Genomic DNA, 18,603 nt, shown 5'->3' on the forward strand with positions numbered 1-18,603 from the left:
TTTATAATTCAAAGTGTTTAAGATAAGCTTGAGCGATTTTTTCTGCTGAAAAACCAAAGTGTTCAATGGCTTGGTGGCCTGGAGCTGAGGTACCAAATTCATCAATACTAATGGTTAAGCCATCCATACCAATATATTTATGCCATCCAAAGCTAGATCCCATCTCTATAGAAGCTCGTTTGTCAAGCTGTTTAGGTAGTATCATTTCTTTATACTCGTCACTTTGTTGATCAAAAATATTTTGAGCAGGCATCGAAATAACATTTACATAAACTTCTTTTTCAGCCAATAGTGCTTGAGTTTCAATGGCTACTGAAACTTCAGATCCTGTAGCAATTAAAACACCTTGTGCGTCTTCCTTGGCAGGTGAGATGATATAAGCACCTTTACGAACACCTTCTTCTGCTAATTCATTAGAGTTGTTGATAACCGGTAAGTTTTGACGGCTAAGAACTAATAAAGTAGGTGTTGTTTGAGATTCCACGGCAATCTTCCAAGCCACCATTGTCTCGTTTGCATCTGCCGGTCGGATGACATTAAGATTTGGCATGGCACGAAAAGCTGCTAAATGTTCAATCGGTTCATGTGTTGGACCATCTTCACCTACAGCAACTGAATCATGTGTTAAAACATAAGTAACGGGTAATTGAGATAAAGCTGACAAACGAATGGCCGCTTTTAAGTAATCTGAGAATACAAAGAATGTCCCACCATAAATTTTATTTCCACCATGCAAAGCAGCTCCATTCATCATGGCAGCCATGGCAAATTCTCTAACACCAAACCAAATGTTTTGTCCTTGTCGACTTCCTGGCATAAAGTCTTCTGTCTCTTTAATCATGGTCTTGTTTGAACCAGAAAGGTCAGCAGAGCCTCCCCATAAATATGAAACTCTAGCTTTTAGGCCTTGAATGGCTGTTCCAGAAGAGCTTCTTGTCGCTTCAGCTTTAGCATTCACATCGAGAAATTTAAGGTCAGCTGCATAATCTTCAGGTAATTCATTTGCAAAAGCTGCTTTTAATTCTTTTGCTAATTCAGGATTAGCTTCTTGATATTGTTCAAATAAATTTTGCCATTCATCTTGAGCTTTTTTTCCACGTTCCACTATTTTTTCATTAAAAACAGATTTAGTCTCTTCGGGCACAGTAAAGGCTGGATAATCATATCCATATTTAGCTTTAGTTTGTGACCAAGCGTCTGCTCCCAATGGCGCTCCGTGAACTTTAGAAGTTCCCTCATTCGGTGACCCAAAACCAATCACTGTTTTTACTTCAATAATTGAAGGTTGGTCGCTTACTTCTTTAGCAACTTCGATTGCTTGAGAAATAGCCTCTAGGTCATTACCATCTTCTACTCTTTGATAATGCCAATTTTGACTCTCAAAACGTTTTTTAATATCTTCCACAAATGATAAGTCTAAGTCACCATCTAAAGAAATATCGTTTGAATCATAGAGAACCACTAATTTGCCTAATTTTTGACGGCCAGCATAAGAGCAAGCTTCATAAGAAATACCTTCCATTAAGTCGCCATCACCCACTAATACATAGGTGTAATGATTAATAACTTGATGTTGGTCCGTATTATATAAAGCAGCCGTATGTTGTTCTGCCATAGCCATACCAACTGCTTGCGCAATTCCTTGACCAAGCGGTCCCGTAGTCGCTTCAACTCCATCAGTATGACGATATTCAGGATGCCCTGGTGTTATAGAACCTAATTGACGGAATTGTTTTAAATCTTCCATTGTAACTTTGAAGCCAGATAAATGTAATAGACTATATAGCATGGCTGAACCATGTCCAGCAGATAGCACAAAACGGTCTCTATTAATCCATTGACTATCTTTAGGATTAATATTCAAATGACTCGACCACAAAGCATAGGCCATTGGCGCTGCTCCAAGTGGTAATCCTGGATGTCCTGAGTTGGCCGCTTCTATTTGGTCAACACTTAAAGCACGAATCGTATTTACAGCAATTTGATCTTTTTTAGAAAACATATTGAACTCCCTTATACTTATTTTAAATTTATTATACCATCTTTCTGCTTAGTTTTTATATCCCGTCTTATTTTATTTTTTTTTACGATATTTAGCCATCAATTCAGCGAAGATATCTGCAGAAGCAGGTGGGCTATAGGTAATGGTATTAGCACCTCCAGAAACATTTAACATATTAGCCCCTGCATTTAATTTCCCAATATCATCATCATGCTCACTTGAAACAGTTGCCACTACAGGAACATCAACCACCTGGGCAATCTGACGGATTAGCTCATTTTCCATTGGTGAATTAACGACTACTCCAAAGACTCTCGCTTGCTCAGATTGAAAGGCTAGTTGAATACTGCGCTCGCCACTGGTCGTTCCTCCTCCTACTCCGGTAAAAACTGGTACGGATGAGACATTAATCAATGACTGATTAATAGCCATTTGTGGTGTGAAAGGATAAACTGACATAACAGCATGGGCATTTGAGTTTCGAATAAGGGCCACATCTGGCGAAAATAATAAACTCTTCATTCGATGACCAAAAATCCGAATTCCAGAAGCTTAATAGATTTCGTCCGGCATCTCAACTAAGCGATGGCTTAATTTAGATGAAAATTTCGGAACTTGTTTTGTTACTTGCGCCTCCAGCTCTTTGATGACAACCCGACTGTTATTTTCACTATCTATCTCTGTTTGAATGGATTCGTAAGAATAGCCTCGCCCTTTATAATGAGCCATGAAGTCCTCTTTACTAAACTTATCCTCTGCCATATAAAATCTCCAATTCCTTTTAATATCCTTTATTCTAAACAATCCTTAACTAAAAGCTAGAAAAAATATAAAGAACCAAGCAAAAGCTCGGTTCTTTTTTTACTTAATCATGGCAAAAAGACCATTCAATTGATAGTCACTGCCTTCTTTGCGCGCAGAGTGAAGCTCGGAAGATAGATAAGTAGAACGCCTATCTACCATTATTCTTTCTTGAGGGATCCCCAAATCTTGAATTAACTTCATGTTAGCATCAGTCATACTCAATTGATACTTGCCCTCTTTTTGACCTGGTTTTATATAAAAAGCATGATTATCCCACTCGGCAAAAGCTTGATAGACTTCCTCGCCCACTTCATAATGATCTTGGTCAATGGAAGGACCAATATAGACCCAAAGATCTTCTAATTTACAAGCAAATTTCTCTTGCATCTTTTTAACAGCCAATTGACTGATTTTTTGCACCGTACTTCTCCAGCCTGAATGAACAATTGCAAAAACTTTTTGGTTGGCATCAAAAATAATGACAGGAGTACAGTCCGCAAACTTTATCATTAAAACTTGCTGAGGTTGATTAGTTAACAAACCATCCGATTGAGGCACTATATGCCCAATTGCAAACGGATTGCTAATTTCTTCTTGAGGAAATGCAACCTTGGGACCATGAACTTGTTCTCCAGTATAGAAACTTTGGAAGTCAAAACCTCCTTTTTCAAGCGCTTTTGTAATTTGTTGGCTTACCGCTGCTTCACCTATTTTAGCGACTCTAAAATTATATTCTGCTCCTGCTAAAAATACTTGTAGACCCATTTTTTCGAATGGCTGAAAAAAATTATTCATTAATTTTTTCCTCCTGAACATTGATATCATAATGATTACGAATGACCTCTGCAAAACATTGTGTCATACTGGCAGTAAATCCCCATAGATACTCTCCACTAGGTAAATTATAAAACGGAATTTTACGTTTTACCACTCTAAATTGATAAGATGCACCATGAGCCATTAAGTGGAAGGGGAAATCTTCCCCTACTTCCGTCAATACAGATGCATCGTAATAAGTTGGATTATTATTTAAGACATAGTCTAAGGGAAGGGTAAACAAATAAGCGACTTCTTTGGCATTCGGACTTATATTATCAAAAGTAATATCTTTAATCAAAGCTACATAAGAATGAATCATTGTTGCATCATGAATCAATCCATCTAACTCTCCAATAACTTCTATGTGTTTACGACTGATATTTAATTCTTCCATCGTTTCCCTAACTGCCGCTGCTTCAAAAGTTTCACCCGCTTCCACCTTTCCTCCCGGAAAAGAAGTATCGCCCGGCTGAGAAATTAAAGAGCTTCTTACTTCATAAAGGAGGTGCCATTCATTTTCTCTTTGAATAAGAGGAATTAAAACAGCGTAATGTGTCTTATCTTTAAATTGATTCGGCCGATAATTAGCAAGCGATTGTCTAATCTGTTCTTCTTCTCGTTTCAACTTCTTCCCCCCCTCTAAAGTATTTTCATAAATTATAGCACTTTTTATCTCGTTTTCGAAATAAAAGAGATGGGATAGTTCATTATATTCCAAAAAAAGATTGTCAGCACTATAAAATTTTGTTATTATTCTTATGTTGCACCCTGTGCAAAGAATAACTGTAGATTAGCAAATAATTTACGGCAGAAAGGAAGTATACACATGAAAGCAGGCATTCATCCAGAATATCATCCAGTTGTGTTTATGGATACTTCGACAGGTTATAAATTTTTATCAGGATCAACTAAGTCTTCTTCAGAGACAGTTGAATGGGAAGATGGAAACACTTACCCTTTAATCCGGATTGAAATTTCATCTGATTCACATCCATTCTATACTGGACGTCAGAAATTTACACAAGCCGATGGACGCGTCGACAAGTTCAACAAAAAGTTCGGATTTGTGGACAAAAACGCAAAAAAAGAAGACTAATTTTAAACAGCTCAAAAAGCCGACCCAGGTGCTTAAAAGCGCTCCGGTCGGTTTTTATTTGCATTTGTTTTTAGAGACTCATTGATGACTTTCTATTGTTTTGAAAAGGCCTTGCATCTCTTTAAATAATTTAATAAGATTTATTATTATAATGATTTAAAATATTGTTATAGGAGGAATAATTAATAGTAGTATGGAATCAAATGGAAAGAATAAAAAAAGTTTTGTACAGCGTTCACTAGATTGGGTGGAAAAAGTCGGTAATAAGATGCCGCACCCAGTAGTAATTTTTATCATCTTGTCGGCTATCACTATTTTAATCTCTGACTTGGTTTACCGCTCAGGCGTTTCAGTAGAGTTCTTTGATGCGAAAGCAGATGAAACCAGTACTATAGCAGCCGTCTCACTCTTAAACAGTGATGGCTTACGCTATATATTTGAATCGGCGGTTTCAAACTTTACTAGCTTTGCTCCTTTAGGAACTGTTCTCGTCACCATGTTGGGTGTTGGAATTGCAGAATGGTCAGGCTTAATCGGCTCTGCCTTGACTAAGTTAATTATGAAGGTACCTAATTCACTCTTAACCATGGTGGTTGTTTTTGCCGGTATTATCTCAAATATTGCCTCTGATGCTGGTTACGTAGTGGTTGTGCCACTTGGCGCTATTATGTTTGCTGGTGCTAAGCGTCACCCAATTGCTGGTCTAGCTGCTGCCTTTGCTGGGGTATCGGGCGGATTTTCAGCCAACCTTATGTTTGGACCAACTGATGCCTTATTAGGAGGGATCACTAACGTCGCTTTAAATGCCAGTGGCATTGATTATGAAGTTTCCATTAGTGGTAACTGGTATTTCTTAATCGTCTCTACTGTTTTCTTAACCATTATTGGTACTTTAATAACCGAAAAAATTGTTGAACCACATCTTGGTTCATACCATGGCGACTTTGATAAACATGAAACTAGCGAGCTATCCCTTAAGGAAGAAAAAGGTCTAAAGAATGCCGGGATCGCATTGTTAGTTTCATTAGTCGCGGCTTTTCTACTAATGAACCCTTGGTTTGGTCCCTTCCAATCAATCGATCCTGAGACCGGTCTAAAGACTTTACAACCCTTTATGAATACCGGCTTAATATTTATGGTTTTCTTATTATTTGGTATACCAGGCTATGTATATGGTCGTACAACTGGCAAAATTCAAAATTCTAATGACTTCGTGGAATCAATGATTGAGGCTATGCGATCAATGGCAGGTTTCATCGTAATGGCTTTCTTTGCTTCCCAACTGATTGCTTACTTTACCGAGTCTAATTTGGGAATTATTTTAGCTTCAACAGGTGCAGATTTCTTAAAAAGTCAAAAGATTTCAGGAATTCCTTTAATCCTTGCTTTTATTTTCTTTGCAGCTTTTATCAACTTGTTTATTGGTTCAGCTTCTGCCAAGTGGGCAATCTTAGCTCCTATCTTTGTTCCAATGTTTATTGCCATTAACTTGTCCCCAGAGATGACCCAAATGGCTTATCGTGTGGCTGATTCATCCACTAATATTATTTCACCATTGATGAACTATTTTGCAATGATTCTTGTGTTTATGCAACGATATGATAAGAAGAGTGGAATTGGGACCCTTATTTCAACTATGCTACCATACTCTATTGCTTTCTTAATCTTCTGGTCAATCTTATTAATTGTATGGTACAGTCTCAACCTTCCATTAGGACCTGGCGCACCCGTACAAGTTTCAATGATTCAACCTCTATTAGGGCTTTTATAAGATTTCATATAGTCAAAACAGGTGTTTCTTAATTGCTACAAAAACAATCCTACCCAATCAGCGTATAGGTGGGATTGTTTTTTGCTTGTTTTCTTATTCACATAATCTATCTATCTATTCATTTTTTTGATAAAATAATCATATTCTATTGTGCTTAGGAGAATTCCATGAAAAAACTTTATAAATTGATCTTTACTTTACTGCTTATTTCCATAAGTTTAATTTTAACTCATCCTTCCATATTAGCTAAACAAGAGTATACGATTGGAACTTCCGGTCAAACCAAACCACTCAACTATTTTGATGATAAGGGTCAATTAGTAGGAATTGAAATTGAAATCCTGCAAGAAATTGATCGACGTAATGAAGATATTGAGTTCAAATTTGAAATTACTGAGTTTTCTTCCCTCTTCGCAGGACTGGATTCTGGTCAGTTCGATCTAGTCGCCAATAATTTGGGTGAAAATCCCGAACGACGTGAAAAATTTTTATTTTCCCTCTACCCATATGTCATCACTCACAATGTATTAATTACAGCTAATGATAGTAGGGAAGGCCTCACCATTGAACAAATGGCAGGCAAATCTTTTGGTGTCGTTCCTTCTTCCCCGCAATCTATCTACCTAGAAGCTTGGAATGAGACTCACCCTGATAAGGCAGTTGTTATCCAATATGCAGAGTCTGACCCAGCCTCTTTAATACGTGATGTTTATAACGGTCGAATCGACGCGACTATTTACGCCACAACCTATCTAAAGGATGTTGAGGATACTTACGGCATCCAATTAAAAATGCATCCGATAGCTAACGAAGAAGAAATTAGAATTCCTGGCTCTTATTTTATTTTCCGCAAAGATGAAGTTGAATTGCGGCAAGTGGTTGATCGAACCCTACAAGCTATGCGACAAGATGGTAGTCTGAGTGAAATTTCACTGAAATATTTAGGTCAAGATGATACTCTGCTAAATGAAGCAATTATTCAGCGCAATCAGAGCTTTGAATCCCAAAGACTTAAAGAACAAACGAACAGTCAACTTATTTCATTAAATGCCATTAAAATCGCTTTCCCACGGATTCTTGAAAAACTTCCGATTACCTTATTAATTACTCTTATTGCTGGGATAATCGGCTTAATACTTGGATTTATTTTAGCTATCATCAAACTCAAAAAGATCAAAGGTCTAAGAGGGTTCGTCAATCTTTTTGTTTCTTTTATGCGTGGAACCCCCTTGCTTGTTCAGCTATTTCTTGCTTATTACGGCTTACCCATCTTTCTACAATGGCTTAATCGATCAATTGGTACTGATTGGGATGTGAATCAAGTCCCTGCCATTCTTTACGCTTTCTTAGCCATGGGACTAAATGAATCTGCCTATAACTCTGAAACGATTCGCTCAGCCATTCTTTCTGTCGATCATAAGGAGATTGAAGCTGCCTATTCTATTGGCTTAAATGCTAGTCAAACCATGTGGAGAATTATCTTACCTTCAGCTATGATTAATGCCATACCTAACCTAGGAAACAGTCTTATTCGCTTATTAAAAGGGACATCCCTAGCCTTTACCATTACGGTCGTTGATATGATGGGACAAGCCAAAATAACTGCTGGCTCTAATTTACGCTTTTTTGAAGCTTATATTGCTATTTCATTGATATACTGGCTCTTATGCATTCTATTAGAATGGATGATTAAAAAACTGGAAAGCTATTACCAAGTGGGCTGATTTTTAGAAAGGAACTTAAAATGTTAGAACTAAATCATTGGTCAAAGTCATTTCAAAATAAAAAAGCTATTCAAGATATCCATTTAAAAGTTGAGGCTGGACAAGTCCTGACTATTATCGGACCCTCTGGATCGGGTAAATCGACTCTACTACGAACAATTAACTTTATTGAACCTGCTGACGAGGGAACTATTCGTTTGGATCAGTTAACACTGAATGTTGAAACGGTCTCTCAAACTGATGTTCTTAACCTCCGTAGACAAACAGCTATGGTATTTCAAAATTATGCATTGTTTTCTAAAAAGACTGCGCTGGAGAATGTGATGGAACATCTTTTAATGGTGAAAAAACTTTCTAAATCTCAAGCAAAGGAAAGGGCCATCCCCTTCCTACATCAAGTTGGTATGGGGGACCATCTAGATGACTACCCTCACCAGCTATCAGGCGGACAACAGCAAAGAGTTGGAATTGCTAGGGCTTTAGCGATTGAGCCCAAAGTTATCCTATTAGATGAACCCACTTCTGCTTTGGACCCTGAACTGGTTGGAGGCGTTTTAGACCTTATTCAAAAAATTGCCCACCAGCATATGTCCTTAATCCTTGTAACTCACGAAATGAAATTTGCCCAACAAGTATCAGACCGAGTCGTATTTTTAGACAAAGGTATCCTTTTAGAAGAAGGAAGCAGCTACGATGTTTTTAATAATCCACGACATCAACGAACACAAGCTTTTATTGAAAGTATTTCCTAAATAAATAACGCTCTCTTTGATGGATTAATCCCCATCAAAGAGAGTGCTGTTTTAATTTCTTTTTTTAATTCTAAGATTAATGAGTAGCGCCACCAACAGCTTTGATATCTTCTTTTTCATTATACTCAACAATCGCTTCAATTGCTTTTTCAATTCCCTTAGCAATATCCTTCAATGACATTGAAGGAACGTTTGGCTTATCAACCACTTGTTGGGTCATAAAAGGAATATGCATAAAGCCTGCTTTAGTATTCGGCATCTCTTTTGCCGCAAAATAAAGTGACTGATACATAATATGATTACAAACGAAAGTCCCAGCAGTATTCGAAACGCTTGCGGGTAGACCGGCTTTACGAATAGCTTCTACCATTGCTTTAACAGGTAAGCTAGCAAAATACGCAGGTTCTCCGTCTTTTTGAATAGAAACGTCAATCGGTTGATTGCCTTCATTATCTGGGATACGCGCATCATCTTGGTTAATGGCCACACGCTCAGGTGTTAACTCCGCACGCCCCCCTGCTTGACCGATGTTTAAAATAACATCCGGTTTTACTTCCAAGGCTTTTTCACGAACAACTTCCGCTGATTTATGAAAAACAGTCGGTATTTCTAATTTTATGATTTCTGCTCCTGCAATCTCATCAGGCAACATTCTTACTGCTTCAATGGCTGGATTTACGTCTTCGCCACCAAAGGGATCAAAGCCTGTTACTAAAATTTTCATCAAATTCCTCCCTATTCACTTCTATTTTACAATTAAAAAGCAAAGAAATACATTAATACAATATGGACTACAATCATTACCACTGCAACTGGAATCTGCTGTTTAATGACGCCATACTCATTCTTCATTTGTAATAGAGCTGCTGGCAAAGCATTAAAATTTCCAGCCATCGGCGTTATCAAAGTTCCACAATAACCAGCAGTCATGGCTAAGGCTCCTGCCACAAAAGGATCTGCCCCTAAGGCAAATACAAAAGGTATTCCTATTCCTGCAGTAATAACGGTGAAGGCTGCGAAAGCATTGCCCATAATGGCAGTGAAGATTACCATTCCCATTACGTAAGCAACCACTCCAAAGAAACGGCTATCAGCAGGAACGACGCCACCAATCAAACTGGCAATGACATCACCAACACCTGCCGCTGTAAAGACTGCTCCTAAAGCGGCTAGTAGCTGAGGTAAAATACCTGTAGTAGAAACTTGTTGTACCATTCGACTATTTTCATCAAGAAACTCATAGGGTTTAGCTTTTGAAACGATGAACACTATAACGGTGGCTAAAACTGCACCCATTGCGATCCCGACTACATTAAAGCTTTGAATCGTAAATCCAATAATTAAAGCCACTATCCCAAGTGTTAATACAGGGATAAAGATTTTATTACCGACTCTTTCAGAACGAGCTTCTGCTTTATCTTCATCAACTATTGGTAAAGTTCCCACTTTAACTTGTTTAAAGAGTGATAAAGCACCCATGACACAGATGATAATTCCGATAATCATAGGGGGGATAAATTGTCCACCTAAAAAAGTGAGACCAGATAAACCCCAAAACATGGCTGTTCCAACTCGATTAGGATTCGTTTCGTCTGTAAAAGCTCGCCATGCCGTGTGGAGAAGTTGCAAACCAATAAGAATAAAAGTGATTTCCAAAAGCATTGGCACATAAGGTTCAAGTGCGGCATTGAAGCTTTCAAGGAAAGTTATCGCTAGAAACCCAGCATAATTACTTAAGAGTAGCATTATTTAACCTCCCCTTTATGATGACGTCTAATTTTGACATCCAATAATAAGTTGTAAACGACCACTACAATTAAAGCAATGATAGCAATTGGCATTGAAGCAACGGCTACATTAGCCGTCGTTCCTTCATAACCTAACTCTTTTAAAGTCCCAGCAATCAAGAGGACTCCAGCTGAACCTATGAAAGTATTTTGTCCAAAGAAGTTTCCGAAGTTCTCATTAGCCGCCGCACGCCCTTTAATCAATTCGGTTTCTTCTTCATTAAGATCGTCGCCTACTTTTAACTTAGTTGCTGCTTCACCCATTGGGTAGATTAATGGACGCACAAATTGTGGGTGTCCTCCCAAACGAATTGATAAAAATCCTGCAATTATACGAATCAACATATAAAGAGAATATAGCCAACCAGTGGTTAACCCCTTTAATTTTCCAATCAGTTTAACAGCTTGCTGTTTCAAACCATAAGCTTCTGATAATCCAATCATTGGTAAAGATAAAAAGAATAAAGATACAACTCGCTGTTTAGTATAAGTTTCTCCCAAAATTGTGAAAAATTCAGCCAGGGAAATCCCTGAAACTAAAGCTGTAGCTAATCCTGCCAGTATAACAGTTGCTAAGGTATCTAGCTTAAAATAAAAACCAAGAACGATAATAATAATTCCAATTAATTTAATCCATTCCATAAGTAACCTCCTTTTTTATGTTAGATTCTAATAGTACCATAGAGCTAACTCTATAACAAGTTCGTTTTATTATTATAATCTTTTGCTAATATGGATAGTTTATTTATTGAAAAAGAAGGCTTCAAAACGAGCCTTCTTTTTTATTTTAACTCCGCTTGTTGGATCTGCGCTTTGAGGTTTTGATCTTGGGAATAGTCTAAAGTGGTTTTTGTTTTATTGACTAGTTTGACTGGAATGGTTTCTGTCTGTAATTCGTGGCCATTATAATTAGCCTTTAAGCTCACTTCAAAAATTTGACCAACAAAGCCTGACAATTGAATCTGATTCTGTGAATACTCCTGACCATCAATATTAAATGAAATTACTTGAAAAGGTAGATCAGGTCTTACTCCTAATAGAGCTTTATCCACCATTAAAGTGTTAGTCACTGGTACTAAGGACAGCTTATGTCGGAGTGTTTCTAATTGACTATAATCTAAATCAAACCAAACCTCTTCGGTTTTTCCTTGATAAGTATATTGAATCATCACATTTTGTATTCGAGGCTCAATTAAAATGCCTCCTTTTGAGTTAATAGACTGAGTAGTTTGGTCTTCACTCAATATTTTTAGGTCACGATATTCATTAGAAAGAGAGAGTTGGACTGGTAAGGGATAAAGATTAATCGCATATTTAGGAAATATCAACAGAAAGCTTCCCGTTTTTTCTGTTTTCGCCAACTTACTTCCTTGCCATTCAATACCTGTTGATAAATTACCATTTAGCAATAATTGTGGGAAATCAATATGAGCTTCTTGATAATGTTCAATTGTTCGTTTGACATCTAAATCTGTCCAGGGCGCTTCAGTAATAGGTGTTTTTACTACCGCTGCTGCCTTTAAATAATCTTTCTTTTTAATAGCCTTAGTGAATTGCTCTTCAACTGCTGCTTTAGAAAAATTTAAGCGATAAATCATGACAAAACTAATTACTCCTAAAAAAATCAGGCTAAAACCAACAAGCTTTTTCCAATCAAAGCCTTCTCGCTTAGTTAGTACCCTGTGGTCTTTATGATCTAATTGTGTAGTCTCAGATTTATTATCCACCTGGTCTGTTGACAAGTTTCTTTCATCTTGTCCATGATATAAATCCATTCTACTTTGGGACAGAACAGAATCTTTTGGACTCTTTTCATTTTCTAATAGATTTACTCTTCCATCAAAGGATGCACTATCATTTTCTTTATATAAATGATCATTGTTTAACGGCAAGCCACACTCTGAGCAATATTTAGCATCTGGCAGATTTTCATAACCACAATTCAAACATTTCATAAGTATTCTCCTTCTTAATATATTCAACCAAATCTATAAGAAATATATATTTTTCTCAAAAAAGAACCCCTCACTTAGTAAGGGTATTTCTTATTTATTTACTTGAAAGTTTGGATAACTGTGCAAAAAAGTCTTGATTATTATCTGTCTGACGCATTAATTGTATTAATTGTTCGGTATATTCTAAACCGTTAGAAGTCATTAAATTGCGCAAGTCCCAGATTTGACTTAAATAGTTTTCCTCAATTAATAATTCTTCTTTACGGGTAGAAGATTTTTTAATATCAATAGCTGGGAAGATACGTCTTTGGCCTAATTCTCTGGACAAATGAAGTTCCATATTGCCCGTGCCTTTAAACTCTTCATAAATAATGTCATCCATTCTTGATCCAGTATCTACTAGAGCAGTAGCTAAAATCGTTAAAGACCCGCCATTTTCAATGTTTCTAGCTGAACCAAAGAACCGCTTAGGAAAATAAAAAGCTGCAGGATCGAACCCTCCGCTCAATGTTCTTCCACTCGGTCGCACCACCAAATTATAAGCTCGTGCTAACCGTGTGATTGAATCCAAAAGGACAACAACATCTTGTCCATCTTCCACCAAGCGACGTGCATGAGAAAGTAGTAAATCTGCCAAACGCACATGGTTTTGCGGTCTTTCATCAAAAGTTGATGAGACAACCTCTGCCTTGACTGAACGCTCAATATCAGTTACCTCCTCAGGACGCTCATCAATTAAGAGAATAAAGAGTTTACTATCAGGATAATTACTGGCAATCCCTCGCGCTATCTCTTTTATAATAGTTGTTTTACCAGCCTTAGGTGGTGCGACAATCAATCCCCTTTGACCGAACCCAATTGGTGCAATCACATCAATCAGGCGGTTTGATAAAACATTTTGTTTATATTCCAATTTTATCTGCCGGTCTGGATAAATGGGTGTTAGACTGGCAAAAGCATCTCGATTAAGCGTTTCTTCAGGATCTCTCCCATTGACGCTCGATATCTGCATCAAACCATAATAACGTTCTGAGTCCTTAGGCGGTCGAGCAGGTCCTCCTACTCGATCACCATTTCTCAAGGAAAACCGGCGGATTTGTGAATCTGAAATATAAACATCTTCCCTACTAGGAGAGAAATTAATCGGACGAATAAAGGCTAGGCCTTCATCATTAGGAATATCTAAGATACCTTCCACTTGGAAAAAACCTTGCTTTTCCTTTTGTGTTCGCATCACAGCTAAAGCTAATTCTTTTTTAGACAGTTGACTAAAATCAGGGATTTTTAATTCCCTAGCATAAGCATATAAGTCTTTTACTTCTTTATTTAATAAATTCTCTAAGGAAAATGCATCACTCACTGGGTACTTCCTTTCTATTCATCCTCAACCATTTGGATATCAGCTCCGACTTCTTGCAGTTTTTCAACAATATTTGAATAACCTCTTAAGATATTATCAACACCTGTAATCTCTGTTTGACCCTCTGCCATTAAACCAGCAATAACTAAACAGGCTCCTGCTCTTAAGTCACTGGCACGAACTGGAGCACCAGTCAATTTAGCCGGGCCCTCCACACGAATAATATCGCCATCCACCTTAATATTAGCTCCCATACGATTTAATTCAGGAATATGCTTAACTCTTTGAGGGTATATGGTATCCGTAATCGTTCCCTTTCCATTTGCTTTAATTAATACAGAAGTTAATGGCTGCTGTAGATCCGTTGCAAATCCTGGATAAGGTTGGGTTTTTAATGAAACCATTTTTAAATCATCTGAGCGATGAACGAGAATACTATCTTCTCCAATTTCCATCTTAGCACCCATCTCATTTAGTTTGGCGATAAAACTTTCAATATGCTCAAAAATTACATTATTAATTTTAATTTCATTTCCCATTGCTACTGCAACTGAAATATAGGTTCCTGCCTCAATTCGATCGGGAATAATTGTATGAGTGGTTCCTTTTAGACGGTCGACACCTTCGATTCGTATAACTGAAGTTCCAGCTCCACGAATTTTTGCCCCCATTTTATTTAATAGAGTCACTAAATCAATAATTTCTGGTTCACGTGCGGCATTCTCAATAATCGTCTTCCCCTCAGCTCTAACTGAGGCTAAAATAGTGTTGATAGTTGCTCCAACTGAAACCACGTCCATATAGATTCGGTTTCCATTAAGCCCTTCGGGAGTTGAGAGGGTAATTACCCCGTATTCATCCTCAACCACCGCACCCAAAGCTCGGAAGGCTTTTACGTGCTGATCAATTGGACGAGGTCCTAAAAAACAACCTCCGGGTAACCCTATTACGCCCTCCCCAAATTTTGATAAGGTTGCTCCCATAAAGTAATAAGAAGCTCGCAAACTCTGAATTTTACCTGTTGGCATAGGGATTGACTGCATATGAGAAGGGTCAATTTTTAATATATTATTTTCAAAAGAAGTCTTGACGTGGAACTCATCCAAAATTTCAAGTAGAGAGTGGACATCTTGAATATCTGGCACTCCTTCTAAGATAACCTCCGAATCGGCTAAAATGGCTGCTGGAATTAAGGCAACGGTAGAATTTTTTGCTCCATTAATATTAATTTCACCATTTAGTGCTTTGCCTCCACGGATGATCAATTTTTTCATAGATAATGACTCCTTTTTATCAAGATTAGTCGTTATTTCGACATTTTCGTATAATTTTTTTCTAATTCTTTTTCAATAGCGGCTTGAATACTAGCTAAGCCTTGCCACTGCTGAGGATCTCTTAACCCTGCAGCATTTATCATATTAATAATTTGCTGATGAACTTCCTTAGCTTCAATTTTTAGACGATGTTTTAACCAAGCATCATCTACATAGATTAATTCATGGGCCACAATATTTCTCGCATATTTTTCAATATGTCGTATTTGAACAGCTAACTTTAAAATTTTCGGGTCTTTTACATAGTCTTCTACTAACTTTAATAAGTGACTAGAAGAAACATAGTGCGAATAATTAAAATGTTTCCCATAGTAGCGTTCCCAAGTTCTATTAATTTTGCCATTTTTATCAGCTTCGATTAAAGACTGGTTCCACTGTAAACCGCGATAAATAGGGATCCCTTCATCAGTTTCTTTCATTACCTCAACCAAATAACGTTCAAGATCGGGGAATACCGTGTTTTCTAAAGTTAGCCTTAATACATCTACCAATAAAGGTGTAATTGCTCTGAAATAATCATCATCTTCTTTAATTTCCAATTCAAGGGCTAAGCCTGGAATAGAAGAATAGACACGACGCTCTAAAAGACTAGGCTTTGTAAGATAGTCCATTTCAACTTGCCCAGATAATTCTTCGATCGTTTTCAAATCTGTATGAATATAAGCATGACCTAATTGCAAAAGTTTAGATAATTCTTGACTTTCCCAAGAAGGATTGTCTTCTAAAAATTTGAGCATTGTTTGATAATGCTGATGATAAAGTAACTGTTTCAGCAAAGCAAATTGAGTCTGATTATTGTGAATACTATTATGTGACAATGAATCCACATCCTAATTTCTTATAATATAGGCGTATTTTATCATATTGAAGCTTAAATTTCGAACGAAGCAGCAAATTGTCATCAAATCGTGATAGCATTAAAATAGATTTTTTAACTTAGCTAACTACAATTATCTTATCTGGAATAAAAAGGAGACCCATTCAAATGAACCGGTCTCTCTAACTTTTTTATTTTTAGTCTTCTTCTAATTCTTCTAAATCATCGTCCTCTTCGTCAAAATCTTCATCTTCATCGAGGTCGATTTCTTCGTCACCTAATTCAGATAAATCCGTTGCATACTCATTCAGCTCTTCATCTTCATCTGGCTCATCTTCCTCAACGTCAGCAACTAGGATTTCGATTGGTTCATCTTCTTCGTCCTCTTCGTCTTCTTCATCTTCGTCTTCATCATAAACATACCCATCATCGCTATCTTCAGGGTCATCATCATTGTAATCAATCATATCTTCTTCATTGTCAGCGAAAGCATTCACTTTTCCTGACTTCTTCTTACGGCGTTTTGAAGCTTCTTCTTCAGAAGAGGTAATGATTTCCTCATCAATTTCATCCACTGCGTACCATGATCTTAATCCCCAACGGTTGTCACCTACTGAGATAAAACGCCCATCAATATTTAAATCTGTATAAAAGCGAATCATTTTGGCTTCAATAAACTCATCTGAAACTTTTAGATAACTTTGTATATCTAAAAGCAGTTGAGTAAAATCAATAGCCTCACCATTTTCTTCTAAAATAGCATATGCCACTTCAATTAACGATAATTCTTCCTTTATTTGGCCTTCAAATTTCTTTAATTCCATTTTTATCCTCCTTAAAATTCTCACTAGGAATTGCTAATTTATGATGTAAATTTCAATTGATAGAAATAATCACCTAGTGATTGATCGTTCGTATGCATTTGATAGTGAATTTGTATCATTTGACCGTCAGCTGTCTTACTATAGTCAATTCTATCCGTTTTGATTTCTAATAATAAGATACCTTGATCACTTTCATATAGAGTGGTGGTTGCATGATTTATATTAAAAACTAAAGTCTGCTTTCCTTGATCTACCTTCACTTTGTTAATCTTTTGTTTTGAATCATCCAGTTGCCATTTTACTTCAATTTTTCTTTCTAATTGATCATGATAAATTAGTTTTTGATAGGTAGAAAGAATATAAGTATGACCTTGACAGGAGTGCTCCCATCGGTCTGAATGTTTCGTTTGTGCATAATTTATTTTTTGCTCGACATAAACATCGACTGCTTGTTTTTCCATCTTTCTCCTCTCATCCTTATGTCGTCACTGATACACCAGGACGGACTCGAACCATCATCTTTCGCTTAGGAGGCGAGTGCTCTATCCAGCTGAGCTACTGGTGCTTAATTGATTAATAAGTAGTTTTACTTTAAAGCTTTCATGTTATTATAAAACAAAATTTGCTATAATCAAAGTGTTAATAGCCTTTAAAATTTAACAATTTGAGGAGTATTCGTCAATGACTGATTCAAATCTATTATCTATTCTATCACAACATAAATGGTTAGTTTTTCAAGAACAAGAAAACCCACTGAAAGATCAAAGAGATGTAGCCTTAGCTTATCAAGATAGTTTTCTTAGATATCTCCTACAAAAAAATGACCTTCAAAAAAAAGATAAAGCTTATGGTGTTTTTCATTTTTATCCTATTTTTAAACCGAGTGTCTTCTTAGGAGCTAAAGATAAACTTTTAAAAAACTTACCCAAGGGTGTTAGCTATTTAAAAGAAGCAGGCTATCAAGTATCTGTAAGACCACATGGTGGATTGGGAGTGGTTGAAGATGCAGGCATCCTAAATTTTGCAATTGTAACAGACAATCGTTCAATCAACTTATCAATTGATCAAGCTTTTAGCTTTTCCATTGCAGTAATTCAAGCGACTTTAAATCATTACGGTTTAACAGTAGAGGCTTATGAAATTGCTGATTCTTACTGTCCAGGTAAATATGATGTGGTCATTAACCAAAAAAAGGTAGGTGGAATTGCACAGCGTCGCTATAAAGATGCTGTTACTACTGCTGCTTATATTGGTGTCAATGGTAACCAATTTGCTCGTGGCCAACTAATGAAGCAATTTTACTCACTTAGTCAATCCGATCAACGCTTTCCTACTATTGAACCTCGTTCTATGTCAACGCTATCTGAAATTCTTGGCCAAGATCTTTCCTTATCTGATTATCAAAAACATTTTATAAACTACCTCTCTCAAAAAACAGCGATTGATCAAGGAAATTATAAAGACCCTGAATTAATTTCTATCTATCAACCGCTATTTGAAAAAGCCTATCAACGTAGTCAAAAAATTCAACCACTAACATAGAAAAGTCTAAAGGAGT

18 protein-coding genes, 1 tRNA gene and 1 pseudogene are annotated in these 18,603 nt (G+C 36.9%); 5 read left to right on the forward strand and 15 right to left on the reverse strand.

What is annotated here, in order from left to right:
* Position 1: 1 nt before the first annotated feature.
* The 5 genes from tkt to ACQV18_RS00220 all read right to left on the reverse strand — a co-directional run bounded on the left by tkt (position 2) and on the right by ACQV18_RS00220 (position 4,250).
* A complete protein-coding gene (tkt, locus tag ACQV18_RS00200) occupies positions 2–2,002 on the reverse strand; it encodes a transketolase (RefSeq protein ID WP_428873147.1) in 2,001 nt (666 codons plus the stop codon).
* A 72-nt stretch (positions 2,003–2,074) separates the two neighbouring features.
* Positions 2,075–2,524 carry a hypothetical protein gene (locus ACQV18_RS00205; protein WP_428881981.1) on the reverse strand — a complete coding sequence of 150 codons (450 nt, stop codon included), beginning with the start codon at positions 2,522–2,524 and terminating at the stop codon, positions 2,075–2,077.
* Positions 2,525–2,554: 30 nt separating this feature from the next.
* Positions 2,555–2,764, reverse strand: a complete 210-nt coding sequence (locus tag ACQV18_RS00210; RefSeq protein ID WP_428881979.1) for a hypothetical protein — start codon at positions 2,762–2,764, stop codon at positions 2,555–2,557.
* A gap of 99 nt (positions 2,765–2,863) precedes the next feature.
* Positions 2,864–3,601: a peptidoglycan editing factor PgeF gene (pgeF, locus tag ACQV18_RS00215; RefSeq protein ID WP_428881978.1), complete on the reverse strand. Its 738-nt coding sequence runs from the start codon at positions 3,599–3,601 to the stop codon at positions 2,864–2,866.
* Positions 3,594–4,250, reverse strand: a complete 657-nt coding sequence (locus ACQV18_RS00220; protein ID WP_428873143.1) for an NUDIX hydrolase — start codon at positions 4,248–4,250, stop codon at positions 3,594–3,596. Before ACQV18_RS00220 ends, pgeF begins: the two co-directional genes overlap by 8 nt.
* A 201-nt stretch (positions 4,251–4,451) precedes the next feature.
* Between ACQV18_RS00220 and ACQV18_RS00225 the strand changes: the two genes are divergently transcribed.
* From ACQV18_RS00225 to ACQV18_RS00240, 4 genes are all read left to right on the forward strand, one after another.
* Positions 4,452–4,721 (forward strand): type B 50S ribosomal protein L31, encoded by a 270-nt coding sequence (locus ACQV18_RS00225; protein WP_428873142.1) that lies wholly within the window; start codon positions 4,452–4,454, stop codon positions 4,719–4,721.
* Between the two features lie 193 nt (positions 4,722–4,914).
* On the forward strand, positions 4,915–6,492 hold the full coding sequence (locus ACQV18_RS00230; protein ID WP_428885150.1) for an AbgT family transporter: 1,578 nt from the start codon (positions 4,915–4,917) through the stop codon (positions 6,490–6,492).
* 167 nt (positions 6,493–6,659) lie between these two features.
* Entirely contained in the window at positions 6,660–8,216 is a 1,557-nt protein-coding gene (locus ACQV18_RS00235) for an ABC transporter substrate-binding protein/permease (protein WP_428892360.1), read from the forward strand.
* A 20-nt stretch (positions 8,217–8,236) separates the two neighbouring features.
* Positions 8,237–8,968, forward strand: coding sequence for an amino acid ABC transporter ATP-binding protein (locus ACQV18_RS00240; protein WP_428876065.1), 732 nt, complete (start codon positions 8,237–8,239; stop codon positions 8,966–8,968).
* A 76-nt stretch (positions 8,969–9,044) separates the two neighbouring features.
* Here the strand turns inward: ACQV18_RS00240 and pcp are convergent, their stop codons facing one another.
* The 10 genes and pseudogenes from pcp to ACQV18_RS00290 all read right to left on the reverse strand — a co-directional run bounded on the left by pcp (position 9,045) and on the right by ACQV18_RS00290 (position 17,610).
* Complete coding sequence (gene pcp / locus ACQV18_RS00245) at positions 9,045–9,692, reverse strand: pyroglutamyl-peptidase I (protein ID WP_428873138.1); 648 nt, start codon at positions 9,690–9,692, stop codon at positions 9,045–9,047.
* 32 nt (positions 9,693–9,724) lie between these two features.
* Entirely contained in the window at positions 9,725–10,630 is a 906-nt protein-coding gene (locus ACQV18_RS00250) for a DUF979 domain-containing protein (protein ID WP_428873165.1), read from the reverse strand.
* 83 nt (positions 10,631–10,713) lie between these two features.
* Complete coding sequence (locus tag ACQV18_RS00255) at positions 10,714–11,397, reverse strand: DUF969 domain-containing protein (RefSeq protein WP_428873137.1); 684 nt, start codon at positions 11,395–11,397, stop codon at positions 10,714–10,716.
* A 140-nt stretch (positions 11,398–11,537) separates the two neighbouring features.
* Complete coding sequence (locus ACQV18_RS00260) at positions 11,538–12,710, reverse strand: zinc-ribbon domain-containing protein (RefSeq protein ID WP_428892361.1); 1,173 nt, start codon at positions 12,708–12,710, stop codon at positions 11,538–11,540.
* A 94-nt stretch (positions 12,711–12,804) separates the two neighbouring features.
* Entirely contained in the window at positions 12,805–14,070 is a 1,266-nt protein-coding gene (gene rho, locus ACQV18_RS00265; RefSeq protein WP_428873135.1) for a transcription termination factor Rho, read from the reverse strand.
* A gap of 14 nt (positions 14,071–14,084) precedes the next feature.
* Positions 14,085–15,344 (reverse strand): UDP-N-acetylglucosamine 1-carboxyvinyltransferase, encoded by a 1,260-nt coding sequence (locus ACQV18_RS00270; protein WP_428873134.1) that lies wholly within the window; start codon positions 15,342–15,344, stop codon positions 14,085–14,087.
* 32 nt (positions 15,345–15,376) lie between these two features.
* Positions 15,377–16,222 carry a hypothetical protein gene (locus ACQV18_RS00275; protein ID WP_428892362.1) on the reverse strand — a complete coding sequence of 282 codons (846 nt, stop codon included), beginning with the start codon at positions 16,220–16,222 and terminating at the stop codon, positions 15,377–15,379.
* Between the two features lie 559 nt (positions 16,223–16,781).
* A pseudogene (gene rpoE / locus ACQV18_RS00280) lies at positions 16,782–17,045 on the reverse strand (DNA-directed RNA polymerase subunit delta); the annotation flags it as partial.
* A 38-nt stretch (positions 17,046–17,083) separates the two neighbouring features.
* Complete coding sequence (locus ACQV18_RS00285) at positions 17,084–17,506, reverse strand: DUF1934 domain-containing protein (protein WP_428873132.1); 423 nt, start codon at positions 17,504–17,506, stop codon at positions 17,084–17,086.
* Positions 17,507–17,537: 31 nt separating this feature from the next.
* Positions 17,538–17,610: transfer RNA gene (locus tag ACQV18_RS00290), tRNA-Arg, on the reverse strand.
* Positions 17,611–17,726: 116 nt separating this feature from the next.
* Between ACQV18_RS00290 and ACQV18_RS00295 the strand changes: the two genes are divergently transcribed.
* A complete protein-coding gene (locus ACQV18_RS00295; protein WP_428892363.1) occupies positions 17,727–18,587 on the forward strand; it encodes a lipoate--protein ligase family protein in 861 nt (286 codons plus the stop codon).
* The last annotated feature ends 16 nt before the right edge of the window (positions 18,588–18,603 follow it).

Origin of the sequence: Facklamia sp. P9177, assembly GCF_050409585.1 — a bacterium.
Lineage (GTDB): Bacteria > Bacillota > Bacilli > Lactobacillales > Aerococcaceae > Facklamia.

Coding starts and splice junctions, on each gene's coding strand:
- ACQV18_RS00210 (WP_428881979.1), bottom strand. CDS start 2,764: ATGGCAGAGGATAAGTTTAGTAAAGAGGACTTCATGGCTCATTATAAA.
- pcp (WP_428873138.1), bottom strand. CDS start 9,692: ATGAAAATTTTAGTAACAGGCTTTGATCCCTTTGGTGGCGAAGACGTA.
- ACQV18_RS00235 (WP_428892360.1), top strand. CDS start 6,660: ATGAAAAAACTTTATAAATTGATCTTTACTTTACTGCTTATTTCCATA.
- ACQV18_RS00250 (WP_428873165.1), bottom strand. CDS start 10,630: ATGCTTTTGGAAATCACTTTTATTCTTATTGGTTTGCAACTTCTCCAC.
- ACQV18_RS00205 (WP_428881981.1), bottom strand. CDS start 2,524: ATGAAGAGTTTATTATTTTCGCCAGATGTGGCCCTTATTCGAAACTCA.
- pgeF (WP_428881978.1), bottom strand. CDS start 3,601: ATGAATAATTTTTTTCAGCCATTCGAAAAAATGGGTCTACAAGTATTT.
- ACQV18_RS00260 (WP_428892361.1), bottom strand. CDS start 12,710: ATGAAATGTTTGAATTGTGGTTATGAAAATCTGCCAGATGCTAAATAT.
- ACQV18_RS00285 (WP_428873132.1), bottom strand. CDS start 17,506: ATGGAAAAACAAGCAGTCGATGTTTATGTCGAGCAAAAAATAAATTAT.
- ACQV18_RS00225 (WP_428873142.1), top strand. CDS start 4,452: ATGAAAGCAGGCATTCATCCAGAATATCATCCAGTTGTGTTTATGGAT.
- ACQV18_RS00230 (WP_428885150.1), top strand. CDS start 4,915: ATGGAATCAAATGGAAAGAATAAAAAAAGTTTTGTACAGCGTTCACTA.
- tkt (WP_428873147.1), bottom strand. CDS start 2,002: ATGTTTTCTAAAAAAGATCAAATTGCTGTAAATACGATTCGTGCTTTA.
- ACQV18_RS00295 (WP_428892363.1), top strand. CDS start 17,727: ATGACTGATTCAAATCTATTATCTATTCTATCACAACATAAATGGTTA.
- ACQV18_RS00240 (WP_428876065.1), top strand. CDS start 8,237: ATGTTAGAACTAAATCATTGGTCAAAGTCATTTCAAAATAAAAAAGCT.
- ACQV18_RS00270 (WP_428873134.1), bottom strand. CDS start 15,344: ATGAAAAAATTGATCATCCGTGGAGGCAAAGCACTAAATGGTGAAATT.
- ACQV18_RS00255 (WP_428873137.1), bottom strand. CDS start 11,397: ATGGAATGGATTAAATTAATTGGAATTATTATTATCGTTCTTGGTTTT.